This is a genomic window from Pseudomonas sp. 44 R 15, from assembly GCF_900004965.1.
GTDB classification, from domain to species: Bacteria; Pseudomonadota; Gammaproteobacteria; order Pseudomonadales; family Pseudomonadaceae; genus Aquipseudomonas; species Aquipseudomonas orientalis_A.
Genome location: NZ_CVTU01000042.1, coordinates 56,474 through 72,150, shown reverse-complemented (window position 1 = coordinate 72,150; position 15,677 = coordinate 56,474). Strand labels below are relative to the sequence as shown.

Here is a 15,677-nt window from a genome sequence, read left to right as displayed (position 1 = left end):
AAACCTTAATGGTCAGCCGCCGGGCCGCCGATCGGAGCTTCAGGACGTTCATTCTGCACCACTGGCGGAGTGCCCGAGGTACCTGAACCACCTTCCCAATCGCGAGGCTCACGAGGCGTACGCCCCGCCATGATGTCGTCGATCTGATCGGCATCAATAGTCTCGTATTTCATCAGCGCATCAGCCATCGCGTCCAGCTTGTCGCGGTTGTCGGTGAGGATCTGCTTGGCCGTGCCATAGCACTGGTCAATGATGCTGCGCACCTCGGAGTCGATCAGCTTGGCTGTCTCGCCCGAAAAACTGGCACTTTGACCGCCACCGCCACGCCCCAGGAATACTTCGCCTTCTTCCTCGGCATACATCAACGGACCGAGTTTCTCCGACAAACCCCACTTGGTCACCATGTTCCGGGCGATCTGGCTGGCGCGCATGATGTCGTTGGAAGCGCCGGTGGTGACACCGTCGAAGCCCAACGTCATCTCTTCCGCAATCCGACCGCCGTACAGCGAACAGATCTGGCTGATCAGCGCACGCTTGGAGAGGCTGTAACGATCCTCTTCCGGCAGGAACATCGTCACGCCCAAGGCACGACCACGTGGAATGATCGAGACCTTGTAGACCGGGTCATGCTCAGGCACAACTCGACCCACGATGGCGTGACCCGCTTCGTGATACGCAGTGTTCTGCTTTTCCTTCTCGGACATGACCATGGATTTGCGCTCTGCGCCCATCATGATCTTGTCCTTGGCCAATTCGAACTCTTTCATTTCAACGATGCGCTTGCCGGTACGGGCTGCGAACAACGAAGCCTCGTTGACCAGGTTGGCCAAATCAGCACCGGAGAAGCCTGGGGTACCACGGGCAATCACGGCCGGGGCCACGTCGTCGCCCATTGGCACTTTACGCATGTGGACCTTGAGGATCTGTTCGCGACCGCGGATGTCCGGCAAGCCCACCACCACCTGGCGGTCGAAACGGCCAGGACGCAGCAGCGCAGGGTCCAGTACGTCAGGACGGTTGGTTGCAGCGATGACGATGATGCCGTCATTCATCTCGAAACCGTCCATCTCCACCAGCAACTGGTTGAGGGTCTGCTCACGCTCGTCATGACCGCCACCCATGCCGGCGCCACGATGGCGACCCACGGCATCGATTTCGTCGATGAAGATGATGCATGGCGCGTGTTTCTTGGCCTGTTCGAACATATCGCGAACACGGCTGGCACCTACACCGACGAACATCTCGACAAAGTCAGAACCGGAAATGGTGAAGAACGGCACCTTGGCTTCGCCGGCAATCGCCTTGGCCAACAAGGTTTTGCCGGTACCCGGAGGGCCGACCATCAGTACGCCACGAGGAATGCGTCCGCCCAGGCGCTGGAACTTGCCCGGATCACGCAGGAACTCGACCAGCTCACCGACTTCTTCCTTGGCTTCGTCGCAACCGGCGACATCCGCCAGGGTGGTTTTCACCTGGTCCTCGGAGAGCAGGCGTGCCTTGCTCTTGCCGAAGCTCATCGGCCCGCCCTTGCCTCCCGCGCCCCCTTGCATCTGGCGCATGAAGAACATGAACACGGCGATAATCACCAGGATCGGGAAGCTGGCTACCAGGAGCTGGGTCCAGATGCTCTGCTGCTCAGGCTGCTTGCCTTCCACAACGACCTTGTTGTCCACCAGGTCGCCGATCAGACCGTTGTCCTGAATGGCCGGACGAATGGTCTTGAAGCTGTCGCCATCAATACGCTTGCCGGTAATCACGTAGCCATCAACCGCCACGCGCTCGACCTTGCCATCCTTAACTTGCTGGATGAAGTCGGAATAGTTGAGGGTCTGCGGCTCGTTAGGGCTGGAGAAGTTGTTCATCACCGTCACCAGGACAGCCGCGATGATCAACCACAGGATCAGATTCTTTGCCATATCGTTCAATTAACTACCCTCTGAAGCAAGCTCCGCTACTGGCGCGCGCTTCGCATGATATTCACCGGCCTAACTTACTACATTACCTACACCACTGGCAGGCGCCGTCTGTAACCCTTTGTGAAACTTTGACTACACAATAATCGTAAAGCTTCATGACGAAAGCGATATAAAAAAACCTATCGCCCTCCTCGAATCTCTCAAAAACGCTCTTCGCTCGCCGCACCTTCAACGCCGCGAAAGCCGCGACAGAGCAGGTATTGCTCCCGGGACCTGTCCCGGGAAGAGTCGGGCTTGCGTGTTTGCACCTTGTCGAACAGCTTGCGGATGTTCTTGTGGTACTCGTCAAACCCTTCGCCCTGGAAGACTTTCACCAGGAAATCACCACCAGGACGCAGTACCCGACCCGCCAGGTCCAGCGCCAATTCACACAGGAACATGGCACGCGGCATATCGACGGCCGGTAATCCACTCATATTGGGGGCCATGTCGGAAATCACAAGGTCTACCTGCGAATTTCCCACCGCCTCAAGAATCTCTGCGAGCACGGTGTCCTGGGTGAAATCACCATGAACAAAGGTTACATCCGGGATGCTGTCCATCTCCAGGATGTCTGAAGCGATCAAGCGGCCCTGCCCACCAATCAGACGACTGGTCACCTGGGACCAGCCACCCGGGGCCGCGCCCAGGTCAATAACGCTCATGCCGGGACGGATCAATTTGTCCTTGTCCTGGATCTCCAGCAATTTGTAGCTGGCCCGGGAACGGTAGCCGTCCTTCTGCGCCTTTTTGACGTAAGGATCGTTGAAATGCTCTTGTAGCCACTTAAGGCTGGTTTTGGAACGGGCCACGGGCCACCTCGAAAATAAAACGGGTCGTGATTAACTGGGCGGTCCCGGACTCGCTCGGGTAAACTGGCCGCCGCTTTTTACAAGATCAGACGCAGGGGTCAGATTATGCCGCTCACTCAAGAGCAGAAGAAACAGTACAAATCCATTGGCCACCATCTGAAACCAGTTCTGATTGTGGCAGACAACGGTTTGACTGAAGGTGTGTTAGCCGAATTCGAACGCGCACTCAATGATCATGAACTGATCAAGATCAAGGTCAATATCCTTGATCGCGAAGCGCGCCTGGCCGCCGTTGCAGAATTGTGCAAGGTGGGCAAGGCGGACCTGGTTCAGGTTATCGGCAAGATGGCGCTGCTGTATCGCAAGAATTTCAGCGTCAACAAGCAACTGTCGAACGTTCATCGCTTCAAATGATGACAAGGGTCAGGGGCGTGCTTCGCGCGCCCCGCCACTCCATCCCGGTGCGGGCTGTATAACCAGCACCAGGCCGGAGAACCCTAGCACAAGATAGCTGAATAGCTGCCAGCGCAACGCTTGCGGCAGCCAGACATGCACGACGCAATACATTGCGCACGCATACAGCGCCATCAATAGCAGTTGGCCGCGAATATCCCGCCACAAACTCCCCAGGCCTTCAGCCTTGACCAGCACTAATGCCTGGAGGGTCACGCACGCCGCCGCAAAAGCCACCAGCAACGCACTGAGCAATTCGTCGATCTCATCGATCAGCAGCGGTGCCAGGCCAATCAAACCCAGCGCCGGCAGCACGCCAATGTGCAACAACCACAGGCCACCCACCCAAAGCATCTGGGAGAGCTGCCAAAGCATGGCGCCCGCACGAAGCGGGCGCCGTCTTTCAGATGTGACGAACTTCAACAATCTCGTACTCGATCACGCCGCCGGGGGTTTTCACAGACACCACGTCCCCTTCTTCCTTGGCGATCAAGGCACGGGCAAGCGGTGAACCGACGGAGATCTTGCCGAGTTTGAAGTCAGCCTCGTCTTCGCCCACGATGTGATAAACAACGCGCTCATCGGTCTCGACGTTGGCGATTTCCACCGTGGTGCCAAAAATCACCTTGCCGGTATGCGGGATGGTCGTGACGTCGATGATCACCGCATTCTGCATGCGGCCCTCGATATCACGGATCCGCGCCTCGACCATACCCTGCTGCTCGCGAGCAGCGTGGTATTCGGCGTTTTCCTTCAAGTCACCCAACTCGCGGGCCGTACCGATGTCCTGGCTCAGCTTTGGACGTACGACTTTGGTCAGATGGGCGTGCTCCTCTTCCAGGGCGCGAGCGCCCTGAACGGTCATCGGGTATTTGGTTATGCTCATGCCTTCAATCCTGCGTGTAGATCCTGCAAGCGACGCACGGTCTTTTCCGGACCGAACTTGAGCGCTTCGCAGATGGCTTCGCCAGCAGCAATGGTGGTGGTGCAGTAGATCTTGTGCTGCAAGGCATTACGACGAATGGAGTAGGAGTCCGCGATCGACTGGCGACCTTCGGTGGTGTTGATGATCAGGGTGACTTCGTCATTCTTGATCATGTCGACCACGTGCGGACGGCCCTCCGTCACTTTGTTCACGCGGCGTACTTTCAGGCCGGCAGCTTCGATCAGCTTGGCGGTCCCGGCGGTAGCCACGACTTCAAAGCCCAAGTTGATCAGATCACGGGCCACACCCGCAACCAGTGGCTTGTCGTCATCGCGCACGCTGATAAACGCAGTACCGCCGGTCGGCAGCACTTCGCTGGCGCCCATCTGGGCCTTGGCGAAGGCTTCGCCGAAGGTGTCGCCCACGCCCATCACTTCACCGGTGGACTTCATTTCCGGGCCCAGGATCGGGTCCACGCCAGGGAATTTGGCGAATGGGAACACCGCCTCTTTCACGCTGTAGAAGTTCGGAATGATTTCCTTGGTGAAGCCGATTTCCTTCAGGGTCTTACCGGCCATCACGCGCGCAGCGATCATGGCCAGGGACACACCGATGCACTTGGACACGAACGGTACGGTACGCGAAGCGCGCGGGTTGACTTCGATGACGTAGATGTCTTCGCCCTGCAGCGCCAACTGCACGTTCATCAGGCCGACCACACCCAGCTCCAGGGCCATTTTCTTGACCTGTTCGCGCATCTCGTCCTGGATGTGCGCCGGCAGCGAGTACGGCGGCAGCGAGCACGCGGAGTCACCGGAGTGAACGCCCGCCTGTTCGATGTGCTGCATGATCGCGCCGATCACCACGTCGGTACCGTCGCACACCGCGTCCACGTCCATTTCGATGGCGCAGTTGAGGAAGTGGTCGAGCAGCACCGGGCTGTCGTTGGAGACTTTCACCGCATCACGCAGGTAGCGCTTGAGCTCTTCTTCTTCGTAGACGATTTCCATCGCGCGGCCGCCCAGTACGTAGGACGGACGCACCACCAGCGGGTAACCGATCTTGCTGGCTGCACGGATGGCTTCGTCTTCGCTGCGCACGGTGGCGTTCGGCGGCTGACGCAGGTTCAGGCGCTCGACCATCTGCTGGAAGCGCTCACGGTCTTCTGCACGGTCGATGGCATCCGGGCTGGTACCGATGATCGGCACGCCAGCGGCTTCCAGGGCACGCGCCAGTTTCAGCGGGGTTTGGCCGCCGTACTGGACGATCACGCCTTTTGGTTTTTCGACGCGGCAGATTTCCAGCACGTCTTCCAGTGTCACCGGCTCGAAGTACAGGCGGTCGGACGTGTCGTAGTCAGTGGAAACCGTTTCCGGGTTGCAGTTGACCATGATGGTCTCGTACCCGTCTTCGCGCAGGGCGAGAGCGGCGTGTACGCAGCAATAGTCAAACTCGATGCCTTGGCCGATACGGTTCGGGCCGCCACCGAGGATGATGATCTTGTCGCGATCCGACGGCGCGGCTTCGCACTCTTCCTCATAGGTGGAGTACATGTACGCAGTGTCGGTGGCGAACTCGGCGGCGCAGGTATCAACGCGCTTGTAGACCGGGAAGATATCCAGCTTGTGGCGATGGGTACGCAGGTTTTTCTCGGTCACACCCAGCAGCTTGGCCAGACGCTGATCGGAGAAGCCTTTGCGCTTGAGGCGGAACATCAGGTCGCGGTCGATGGACGACAGGCCGAGGGTCTTGACCTTCTCTTCTTCCTTGATCAGGTCTTCGATCTGCACCAGGAACCACGGGTCGATCATGTTCATGCCGAAGATATCTTCGACGCTCAGGCCGGCACGGAAGGCGTCAGCCACGTACCAGATACGCTCGGCGCCCGGTACGGTCAGCTCGCGCTTGAGGATGCTCATGCTTTCCGGGTTGCTCAGGTCGAGCTTCTCGTCCAGGCCGCACACACCGACTTCCAGGCCGCGCAGGGCTTTCTGCAGGGATTCCTGGAACGTACGGCCAATGGCCATGACTTCACCGACCGACTTCATCTGAGTGGTCAGGCGCGCATCGGCCTTGGCGAATTTCTCGAAGGCAAAGCGCGGCAGCTTGGTCACGACGTAGTCGATAGACGGCTCGAAAGACGCCGGCATGGCGCCGCCGGTGATTTCGTTTTGCAACTCATCCAGGGTGTAACCGATCGCCAGCTTGGCCGCGATACGCGCAATCGGGAAGCCGGTGGCTTTCGATGCCAGCGCCGAAGAACGCGATACACGCGGGTTCATCTCGATCACGACCATGCGGCCGGTATCCGGGCAGATGCCGAACTGAACGTTGGAACCACCGGTTTCCACGCCGATTTCACGCAGTACCGCCAACGAGGCGTTACGCATGATCTGGTATTCCTTGTCCGTCAGGGTCTGCGCCGGCGCAACGGTGATCGAGTCACCGGTGTGCACGCCCATCGGGTCGAAGTTTTCGATGGAGCAGACGATGATGCAGTTGTCCTTCTTATCGCGGACAACCTCCATCTCGTATTCTTTCCAGCCGATCAGGGATTCGTCGATCAGCAGCTCTTTGGTCGGCGACAAATCCAGGCCACGGGCGCAGATTTCTTCGAACTCTTCACGGTTGTAGGCGATGCCACCACCGGTGCCGCCCATGGTGAAGGACGGACGGATAATGCATGGGAAGCCCAGCTTTTCGAGAACCGCGTTGGCCTCTTCCATGCTGTGGGCGATACCGGAGCGCGGGCAATCAAGGCCGATGGACTTCATCGCCTTGTCGAAACGCGAACGGTCTTCAGCCTTGTCGATGGTGTCGGCGTTGGCACCGATCATCTCGACGCCGAACTTCTCCAGGACGCCTTCGCGCTCCAGGTCCAGGGCGCAGTTCAGTGCGGTCTGGCCGCCCATGGTGGGCAACAGCGCGTCCGGACGCTCTTTCTCGATGATCTTGGCAACGGTCTGCCATTTGATCGGTTCGATGTAGGTGGCATCGGCCATGGCCGGGTCGGTCATGATGGTGGCCGGGTTGGAGTTCACCAGGATGACGCGGTAACCCTCCTCGCGCAGGGCTTTACAGGCCTGGGCGCCGGAGTAGTCGAATTCGCAGGCCTGGCCGATCACGATCGGGCCAGCGCCGAGAATCAGGATGCTTTTTATGTCTGTACGTTTTGGCATGGGTTTGTCACTCAAATCCGCAGGTCAGTCGGCAAGCCGTCTTGAACATTCTTTGAAGAGCCTGCGGGGGCCACCGAAATTCGGGACCACCCGCAGGCCGCTCAGTCAGCGTCGCTTGGCCATCTCATTGATGAAACGGTCGAACAGCGGCGCTACGTCGTTCGGGCCCGGGCTGGCTTCAGGGTGACCCTGGAAGCTGAACGCGCTCTTGTCGGTGCGCTCGATGCCTTGCAGGGAACCGTCGAACAGCGACTTGTGAATCGCGCGCACGTTCGAAGGCAGGCTCGCCTCATCCACCGCAAAACCGTGGTTCTGGCTGGTGATCATGACAACGCCGGTGTCCAGGTCCTGCACGGGGTGGTTGGCACCGTGGTGACCGTGGCCCATCTTCAGGGTCTTGGCGCCCGAGGCCAGGGCCAGCAACTGGTGGCCCAGGCAGATACCGAATACCGGGATCTCGGTTTCCAGCACGTCCTTGATCGCCTGGATGGCGTAGTCGCATGGCTCCGGGTCACCAGGGCCGTTGGACAGGAACACGCCGTCCGGTTGCAGGGCGAGCACATCGCTGGCCGGGGTTTGCGCCGGCACCACGGTTACGCGGCAGCCACGCTCAACCAGCATGCGCAGGATGTTGTACTTCACGCCGTAGTCGTAGGCCACAACGTGATAAGGCAAGTCGGCGGCCTCGATAGTCGCGTGGCTGTCGGTCTTCAGGTCCCAGACAGTGGAGCGCCATTCGTACTTCTCTTTGACGCTGACGACTTTCGCCAGGTCCATGCCTTTCAGGCCAGGGAACCCTTGCGCTGCGGCAATCGCGGCCTCTTCGGAGATATTCTCACCGACCATAATGCAGCCGTTCTGCGAGCCTTTTTCACGCAGGATGCGCGTGAGGCGGCGCGTATCGATACCGGCGATCGCCACAACGTTGTTGGCTTTCAGGTAATCGGACAGCGACATCGTGTTACGCCAGTTGCTCGCAACCAGTGGCAGGTCACGAATCACCAGACCGGCCGACCAGACACGATCAGACTCGGCGTCTTCCGGTGTAGTACCGGTGTTGCCGATGTGCGGATAGGTCAGGGTAACGATCTGTTGGGCGTAGGAAGGATCGGTAAGGATTTCCTGATAGCCGGTCATGGCGGTGTTGAACACCACCTCACCAACGGTTTGACCGTCGGCTCCAATGGCTTCGCCGCGAAAAATGCTGCCATCAGCAAGGGCGAGTATGGCTGGCTTAGTCAAGAAGACCTCCCGTAAATAAAGCCTGAAAGGGCGATCGCAGGTTGCAAAAAAGCGGAGTGACGTATGGACACGTCACCCCGCTTCTTCACTGAATTATTCTGCGCGCTTTTAGTGGACACACTAAAGCTGTAGCTTACAGAAAAAGGCTTTTTTGGTCCACCGCTAATGAGCCTGAAAGGCAGGGGAATGCGACAGGGCGTCGCTTAGCGGGTAAAACGGGGCCCAAGCATAAGCTTGAGGCCCTGTTTAAGCTACCGATTAGTGCAGGTCGAGCACATCACGCATGTCGTACAGGCCAGGCTCGCGCCCTTCCAGCCAGAGCGCAGCGCGCACCGCGCCCTTGGCAAACGTCATGCGACTGGAAGCCTTGTGCGTGATTTCCAGGCGTTCGCCCTCAGTGGCAAACAGCACAGTGTGATCGCCGACCACATCACCACCGCGTACGGTGGCAAAACCAATGGTGTCGCGCGCACGGGCACCGGTGTGCCCTTCACGGCCATACACCGCCACTTTGGACAGGTCACGCCCCAACGCATCGGCGATGGCCTCGCCCATCCGCAAGGCAGTCCCGGACGGCGCATCGATCTTGTGGCGATGATGGGTTTCGATAATCTCGATATCCGCCTCATCACCCAATACGCGAGCGGCCATATCCAGCAGCTTGAGGGACAGATTCACGCCTACGCTGAAGTTCGCCGCAAAGACGATCGGGATATCCTTGCCCGCCTGAGCCAGCAACTGCTTCTGCTCCACCGTCAAACCGGTGGTACCGATCACCATCGCCTTGCCTGCCTTGCGACAGAACGCCAGGTTTTCCAGCATCACCTCCGGCAGCGTGAAATCGATCAACACGTCGAACTCGTCGGCCACCTGCGCCAGATGACCGGACAACGAGACGCCGATACGGCCCAGTGAGGCCAACTCACCCGCGTCCGCACCGATCAACGTGCTGCCCGGACGCACGATCGCCGCGGTCAGCCCGGACGCCGGCGAGCGCTGCTGCACGGCTTCGACCAGCGTCTTGCCCATGCGCCCGGCAGCGCCCATTACGGCTATACGTCGCATACTCAATTCCTTACAGGTCGCCGAAGAAGCGCTTCACACCATCGAAAAAGCCCGTGGTTTTCGGCGAGTGAGAGTCATCACCTTCCAACGAACTGCGGAACTCTTCAAGCAGCTCACGCTGACGGCGATTCAGGTTGACCGGTGTTTCTACCGCCACGCGACACATCAGGTCGCCGGCCCCGCCACCGCGCACCGGCGCAACGCCTTTGCCACGGATACGGAACTGCTTGCCGGTCTGCGTACCCTCTGGAATCTTGAGCTTGACCCGACCGTCCAGCGTCGGAATTTCCAACTCACCACCCAGGGCCGCGTCGACAAAGCTGATCGGCACTTCACAGAACAGATGCTTGCCATCACGCTGGAAGATCGAGTGCTCGCGCACATTGATCACCACGTACAGGTCGCCCGTAGGCCCACCCTGAGTACCGGCTTCCCCTTCACCCGACAGACGAATGCGGTCGCCGGTATCCACGCCCGCCGGCACTTTCACCGACAGCGTTTTGTACTCTTCGACGCGACCTTCGCCATGGCAGGAATCGCACGGGTCGGAAATAATCTTGCCCTGGCCATGGCAACGCGGGCAGGTTTGCTGCACCGAGAAGAAGCCCTGCTGCATCCGCACCTGGCCGATACCGCCGCAGGTCGGGCAGGTGATGGGCGAAGAGCCCTTCTTGGCACCCGAGCCGTCGCACGGCTTGCAGTTGACCAGCGTCGGTACACGGATGTTAACGCTGGTGCCGCGCACGGCTTCTTCCAGGTTCAGCTCCAGGGTATAGCGCAGGTCGCTGCCACGCTGGGCCCCGCCACGCTGGCCCCCACGGCCGCCACCAAAGAAATCACTGAACACGTCACCGAAAATATCGGAGAAGTTCTGGCCACCAAAACCGGCACCGCCGCCACCCATGCTCGGGTCGACGCCGGCATGCCCATACTGGTCGTAGGCTGCACGCTTGTTGGGATCAGACAGACATTCGTAGGCCTCATTGGCCTCTTTGAACATTTCTTCGGATTCTTTGCTATCCGGATTACGGTCCGGGTGGTGCTTCATCGCCAGGCGACGGTAAGCCTTTTTCAGGTCCGCCTCGCTAGCCCCGCGCTCCACACCCAATACTTCGTAATAGTCACGCTTTGCCATAAGTCTTTGCACTCTTAAGGACGTTCGGCCAGACCCTCCTGAGCCTCGCCAAACTCGTTGAGCCCCAATGCAGGCCCGGACCCAACTCACGTCAATTCAACGATCCTGGTCATTACTACTTTTTAGCCGGCCACCCGACTAAAAACGCGGTATTTACTGCTCGGAAAGCAGGAGCATTCCCGGCCACACCGCCAGCACCCGAACGCTGTCGCATACTGTAAAAATTCGCATACCCCAGACACGCCAACGCGGGAGCAAGCTCCCGCGCGGCGACATCCTACCAGTCACCGCTTGTGAGCGGTCAACCGGGCGACCAAGTTACTTGTGGTCTTTGACTTCTTCGAACTCGGCATCGACAACATCGTCGTGCTTGGCTTCAGGCTCTGCTTGCTGCGCAGCACCTTCAGCCGGCTGGCCTTGTTCGGCGTACATTTTCTGGGCCACTGGCGCGGACACCTTCGACAGCTCCTCAACCTTGGCTTCGATAGCGGCCTTGTCGTCGCCTTTGATAGCGGCTTCCAGGGCAACTACAGCGGCTTCGATTGCAGTTTTCTCTTCGGCAGTCACCTTGTCGCCAGCATCAGCGACCATTTTGCGCGTCGAGTGAACCAGCGCGTCACCCTGGTTACGGGCACCCGCCAACTCGGCAAACTTGGCGTCCGCATCAGCGTTGGCTTCAGCATCACGAATCATCTGTTGAATTTCTTCATCAGACAGGCCGGAGTTGGCCTTGATGGTGATCTTCTGCTCTTTGCCGGTCGCCTTGTCTTTCGCGCCAACGTGCAGGATACCGTTGGCGTCGATGTCGAAGGTCACTTCGATCTGTGGCACGCCACGTGGGGCTGGTGGAATCTCGGCCAGGTCAAACTTGCCCAGGGATTTGTTCTGCGCAGCTTGCTTGCGCTCGCCTTGCAGCACGTGAATGGTCACGGCGCCCTGGTTGTCGTCGGCAGTCGAGAACACCTGGGATTTCTTGGTAGGAATCGTGGTGTTTTTCTCGATCAGCGCGGTCATCACGCCACCCATGGTTTCGATACCCAGAGTCAGCGGGCTGACGTCCAGCAGCAGCACGTCTTTCACGTCACCGGCCAATACCGCGCCCTGGATAGCAGCACCCATGGCAACCGCTTCGTCCGGGTTCACGTCTTTACGTGCTTCTTTACCGAAGAACTCGGTGACTTTCTGCTGCACCAGCGGCATACGGGTCTGGCCACCGACCAGGATCACGTCATTGATCGCGCCAACGTCGATACCGGCGTCTTTCAGTGCAATGCGGCATGGCTCGATGGTGCGCTGAACCAGGTCTTCAACCAGTGCTTCCAACTTGGCGCGCGAGATCTTCACGTTCAAGTGCTTAGGACCGGTAGCGTCTGCAGTGATGTACGGCAGGTTCACGTCGGTGGACATGCTCGACGACAGTTCGATCTTGGCTTTCTCAGCGGCTTCTTTCAGGCGCTGCATCGCCAGCGGGTCACCCTTGAGGTTCATGCCGCTTTCTTTCTTGAATTCGTCAACGAGGTAGTCGATCAGACGAATGTCGAAGTCTTCACCACCCAGGAACGTGTCGCCGTTGGTGGCCAACACTTCGAACTGGTGCTCGCCGTCAACTTCCGCGATCTCGATGACGGAGACGTCGAAAGTACCACCGCCCAGGTCATAAACGATCACAGTGTGGTCGCCTTTGGCCTTGTCCATACCGTAGGCCAGGGCCGCTGCGGTAGGTTCGTTAATGATACGTTTTACGTCAAGACCCGCGATGCGGCCGGCGTCTTTGGTTGCCTGGCGCTGGCTGTCGTTGAAGTAGGCCGGAACGGTGATGACCGCTTCGGTCACGGTTTCACCGAGGTAGTCTTCGGCAGTCTTCTTCATCTTTTTCAAGACTTCAGCCGAGATCTGCGGCGCGGACATCTTGTTGCCGTTCACTTCAACCCAGGCGTCACCGTTGTCGGCCTTGGCGATTTTGTAAGGCACCATCTTGATGTCTTTCTGTACGACTTCTTCGTCGAACTTGCGACCGATCAGACGCTTCACCGCGTACAGGGTGTTGTGCGGGTTGGTAACGGCCTGACGCTTGGCCGACTGACCGACCAGGATCTCGCCGTCGTTGGCGTAAGCGATGATCGACGGCGTGGTACGCGCGCCTTCAGCGTTTTCGATAACTTTGGCCTTGCCGTTTTCCATGACCGAGACGCACGAGTTGGTGGTCCCCAGGTCGATACCGATAATTTTGCCCATGTTTGACTCTCCCGAAACTTGAATTTGGTTGCCGCAGCAGTTGTGGCTAACTGCGGTAGCACTTAATCGCTTGACTTATAAATGGGGGCCTTGCGGCGGATTTCAAGCCTGCTCATCAATAGAAGGCGAAACGGGTGCGGGAGCCTTGCTCACCACCACCATCGCCGGGCGCAACAAGCGACCGTTGAGCAGATAGCCCTTCTGGAATACCTTCAATACGCTGTTGGGCTCCAGGTCGTGGCTTTCCTGCATCGCCATCGCCTGGTGGTGCTCCGCGTTGAACGGCTCACCGCCGAGTGGATCGATGGCTTCCAACTGATAACGCTTCAGGGTGTCCTGGAACATTTTCAGGGTCAGTTCGATCCCCTCGCGCATCGGGCGGATGTTTTCGTCATCCGGATTGGACAATTCAAGGCCACGCTCCAGGCTGTCGATAATCGGCAGCAGGTCGTTGGCGAATTTTTCCAAGGCGAATTTGTGAGCCTTTTCTACGTCCTGCTCGGCACGGCGGCGGACGTTCTGCAGATCGGCGGCAACACGCAACGACTGATCCTGCGCTGCGGCCAATTGCTCTTCGAGCACTTGCACACGAGTACCCAGCTCATCACCGGCAGCCGAATTGGCGTCTGGCGTTTGCGTATCCTGCGTCTGTTCGTCAGCCATAGCTTTCTCCTTTCAAAATCATGCGCGAACTCAACTCGCGCTTCTGTTCCGGTATATGGGGCCACAATTTTCAGGTTCAAGGGCGCGGACGTTACCAAAAGTCTTTCGCATGTCTCGGATCATTTCCTGCCCCTACATTCCTTATTGAGCTAAAAAAAGCACCCGATCAAGCAAATCGAGCTAAGCGCCAGGATTGTCAGCCTCAAACAAAACACTGTATAAATAACCAGACCTAAAGCCTGGGAGCGGCCGTCATGCTCGTGCACCTGTCCGTACATAACTACGCCATCGTTGAACATCTGGATCTCGAACTGGATCGCGGCATGAGCGTAATCACAGGCGAGACCGGCGCCGGCAAGTCGATCATGCTCGACGCCCTGGGCCTGACGCTCGGGGACCGCGCCGACAGTGGCGTGGTGCGCCCCGGCGCCGACAAGGCCGACATCCTGGCCACCTTCGATCTGGCGGATATTCCCGAGGCCGAGGCCTGGCTGGCCGAGCGCGACCTCAATAACGAAGGGCCGTGCATCCTGCGCCGGGTGATCACCGCCGAAGGACGCTCACGTGGCTACATCAACGGCACGCCCTGCCCCCTTGGCGACTTGAAAGCCCTGGGTGAACTGTTGATTGATATCCACAGCCAGCATGAGCACCAATCCCTGCTGAAAACCGACACCCATCGCCGCCTGCTGGATGAGTACGCCGGCGCCACCGAACTTGCCCGCCAGGTCCACCTGGCGGCCCAACGCTGGCGCCAGACGCGCCAGGAACTGGAACGCCTTTCCAATTCAGGCGACGAGCAACGCGCCCGCCACCAATTGCTCAGCTATCAACTCGAAGAACTTGAAAGCCTGGGCCTGGGCGAGTCCGAACTGGAGCAGCTTGAACAGGAACACAAGAACCTGACCAACGCCGAGACGCTGCTGGGTATCTGTCGCCAGGTGATCGAGCAATGCAGCGAAAGTGATTCCGGCAATGTGCTTAACGCACTGACCGCCAGCCTCAATCGCCTGTCCAGCGTGACTAACGCCTCCGGCTCACTGAGTGAAGCCACCACCCTGCTGACCAGCGCGCAGATCCAGGTGGAGGAAGCGGTGGGTGAATTGAACCGCTTCCTCGATCATTTCGATGCCGACCCGGCGCGCCTGCAGGTAATAGAAGAGCGCCTGGACACTATCTACACCCTGGCGCGCAAACATCGAATCCAGCCAACCGAAGTGGCGGCAATGCAACAAAAGCTGCTGGATGAAATCGAGACCCTGAACGCGAACGACGAGTCCATTGAGCGCCTCGGCGAAGAACTCGCCTCCTTCGCCCGCCATTATCAGGAAAAGGCTCGTGAGCTGAGCGACCTTCGCCAACAGGCCGCTACCCGCCTGGCCGGTGCCGTGGAACAGGAAATCCAGCGCCTGGGCATGCCCGGCGGCCGCTTCACTATCGAGCTGCACGCCAATACCAGCCATGAACTGCAACCCCACGGACTGGAACAGGTGGAGCTGCTGGTCAGCGCCAACCCGGGGCAACCGCTCAAAGCCCTGGCCAAAGTCGCCTCCGGCGGCGAGCTGTCACGGATCAGCCTGGCGATCCAGGTCATCACTGCGCAAACCTCGCGCGTACCGACTCTGGTGTTCGATGAAGTGGACGTGGGCATTGGCGGGCCGACTGCCGAGATTGTTGGCCAGTTGTTGCGCCGTCTGGGCGATCGTGGCCAGGTGCTGACGGTGACCCACTTACCGCAAGTGGCGGCCCAGGGGCATCAGCATTTGTTCGTGCACAAAGTGCGGGGCAGCGATGCGACGCGCACGGCCGTGTCCAAGCTGAACAAGTCGGAGCGCGTGGAAGAAGTGGCGCGGATGCTCGGCGGTATTGATTTGACCAAGGAGTCCCTGGCGCACGCGAAGAAGATGGTCGTAGCAGCGAAGGCCTGAGCGAGCATTTTCCCTCTTATATAAAGCACGAAGGCGACCCTGGGGTCGCCTTCGATCGTTGCGCAGAGCAAATCTGCGTCGTTTT

12 protein-coding genes are annotated in these 15,677 nt (G+C 59.0%); 2 read left to right on the top strand and 10 right to left on the bottom strand.

Features of this window, described 5'->3' with window-relative positions:
- Nucleotides 1-5: 5 nt before the first annotated feature.
- Entirely contained in the window at nt 6-1,916 is a 1,911-nt protein-coding gene (ftsH, locus tag BFP93_RS04730; protein WP_057725015.1) for an ATP-dependent zinc metalloprotease FtsH, read from the bottom strand.
- Nucleotides 1,917-2,116: 200 nt separating this feature from the next.
- Nucleotides 2,117-2,767 carry a 23S rRNA (uridine(2552)-2'-O)-methyltransferase RlmE gene (gene rlmE, locus BFP93_RS04725; protein WP_065892263.1) on the bottom strand — a complete coding sequence of 217 codons (651 nt, stop codon included), beginning with the start codon at nt 2,765-2,767 and terminating at the stop codon, nt 2,117-2,119.
- A 105-nt stretch (nt 2,768-2,872) separates the two neighbouring features.
- Here rlmE and BFP93_RS04720 point away from each other — a divergent pair, with 105 nt between their 5' ends.
- Nucleotides 2,873-3,181, top strand: coding sequence for a YhbY family RNA-binding protein (locus BFP93_RS04720; RefSeq protein WP_003176146.1), 309 nt, complete (start codon nt 2,873-2,875; stop codon nt 3,179-3,181).
- Nucleotides 3,182-3,190: 9 nt separating this feature from the next.
- Here BFP93_RS04720 and BFP93_RS04715 read toward each other — a convergent pair whose 3' ends face one another.
- From BFP93_RS04715 to grpE, 8 genes are all read right to left on the bottom strand, one after another.
- The gene (locus BFP93_RS04715; RefSeq protein ID WP_065892262.1) at nt 3,191-3,595 is read right to left on the bottom strand and encodes an MFS transporter; all 405 of its coding nucleotides are present in this window, start codon (nt 3,593-3,595) and stop codon (nt 3,191-3,193) included.
- Between the two features lie 28 nt (nt 3,596-3,623).
- Nucleotides 3,624-4,100, bottom strand: coding sequence for a transcription elongation factor GreA (greA, locus tag BFP93_RS04710; protein WP_057725061.1), 477 nt, complete (start codon nt 4,098-4,100; stop codon nt 3,624-3,626).
- Nucleotides 4,101-4,102: 2 nt separating this feature from the next.
- Nucleotides 4,103-7,324: a carbamoyl-phosphate synthase large subunit gene (carB, locus tag BFP93_RS04705; RefSeq protein ID WP_065892261.1), complete on the bottom strand. Its 3,222-nt coding sequence runs from the start codon at nt 7,322-7,324 to the stop codon at nt 4,103-4,105.
- Nucleotides 7,325-7,429: 105 nt separating this feature from the next.
- Nucleotides 7,430-8,566, bottom strand: coding sequence for a glutamine-hydrolyzing carbamoyl-phosphate synthase small subunit (gene carA, locus BFP93_RS04700; RefSeq protein WP_057725011.1), 1,137 nt, complete (start codon nt 8,564-8,566; stop codon nt 7,430-7,432).
- A 258-nt stretch (nt 8,567-8,824) separates the two neighbouring features.
- Nucleotides 8,825-9,631, bottom strand: coding sequence for a 4-hydroxy-tetrahydrodipicolinate reductase (gene dapB / locus BFP93_RS04695; RefSeq protein WP_057725010.1), 807 nt, complete (start codon nt 9,629-9,631; stop codon nt 8,825-8,827).
- Between the two features lie 10 nt (nt 9,632-9,641).
- On the bottom strand, nt 9,642-10,766 hold the full coding sequence (gene dnaJ / locus BFP93_RS04690) for a molecular chaperone DnaJ (RefSeq protein ID WP_065883934.1): 1,125 nt from the start codon (nt 10,764-10,766) through the stop codon (nt 9,642-9,644).
- 318 nt (nt 10,767-11,084) lie between these two features.
- On the bottom strand, nt 11,085-13,001 hold the full coding sequence (dnaK, locus tag BFP93_RS04685; protein ID WP_065892259.1) for a molecular chaperone DnaK: 1,917 nt from the start codon (nt 12,999-13,001) through the stop codon (nt 11,085-11,087).
- Nucleotides 13,002-13,103: 102 nt separating this feature from the next.
- Nucleotides 13,104-13,664, bottom strand: a complete 561-nt coding sequence (grpE, locus tag BFP93_RS04680) for a nucleotide exchange factor GrpE (RefSeq protein ID WP_065883931.1) — start codon at nt 13,662-13,664, stop codon at nt 13,104-13,106.
- A gap of 254 nt (nt 13,665-13,918) precedes the next feature.
- On the opposite strand from grpE, the gene recN reads away from it, so the two are divergent.
- The gene (gene recN / locus BFP93_RS04675; protein WP_065892258.1) at nt 13,919-15,592 is read left to right on the top strand and encodes a DNA repair protein RecN; all 1,674 of its coding nucleotides are present in this window, start codon (nt 13,919-13,921) and stop codon (nt 15,590-15,592) included.
- Nucleotides 15,593-15,677: the final 85 nt, after the last annotated feature.

Excerpts from the sequence above, each read along its gene's own strand:
- ftsH (WP_057725015.1), bottom strand. The coding sequence starts at position 1,916 with ATGGCAAAGAATCTGATCCTGTGGTTGATCATCGCGGCTGTCCTGGTG.
- BFP93_RS04720 (WP_003176146.1), top strand. The coding sequence starts at position 2,873 with ATGCCGCTCACTCAAGAGCAGAAGAAACAGTACAAATCCATTGGCCAC.
- BFP93_RS04715 (WP_065892262.1), bottom strand. The coding sequence starts at position 3,595 with ATGCTTTGGCAGCTCTCCCAGATGCTTTGGGTGGGTGGCCTGTGGTTG.
- carB (WP_065892261.1), bottom strand. The coding sequence starts at position 7,324 with ATGCCAAAACGTACAGACATAAAAAGCATCCTGATTCTCGGCGCTGGC.
- dapB (WP_057725010.1), bottom strand. The coding sequence starts at position 9,631 with ATGCGACGTATAGCCGTAATGGGCGCTGCCGGGCGCATGGGCAAGACG.
- dnaJ (WP_065883934.1), bottom strand. The coding sequence starts at position 10,766 with ATGGCAAAGCGTGACTATTACGAAGTATTGGGTGTGGAGCGCGGGGCT.
- dnaK (WP_065892259.1), bottom strand. The coding sequence starts at position 13,001 with ATGGGCAAAATTATCGGTATCGACCTGGGGACCACCAACTCGTGCGTC.
- grpE (WP_065883931.1), bottom strand. The coding sequence starts at position 13,664 with ATGGCTGACGAACAGACGCAGGATACGCAAACGCCAGACGCCAATTCG.
- recN (WP_065892258.1), top strand. The coding sequence starts at position 13,919 with ATGCTCGTGCACCTGTCCGTACATAACTACGCCATCGTTGAACATCTG.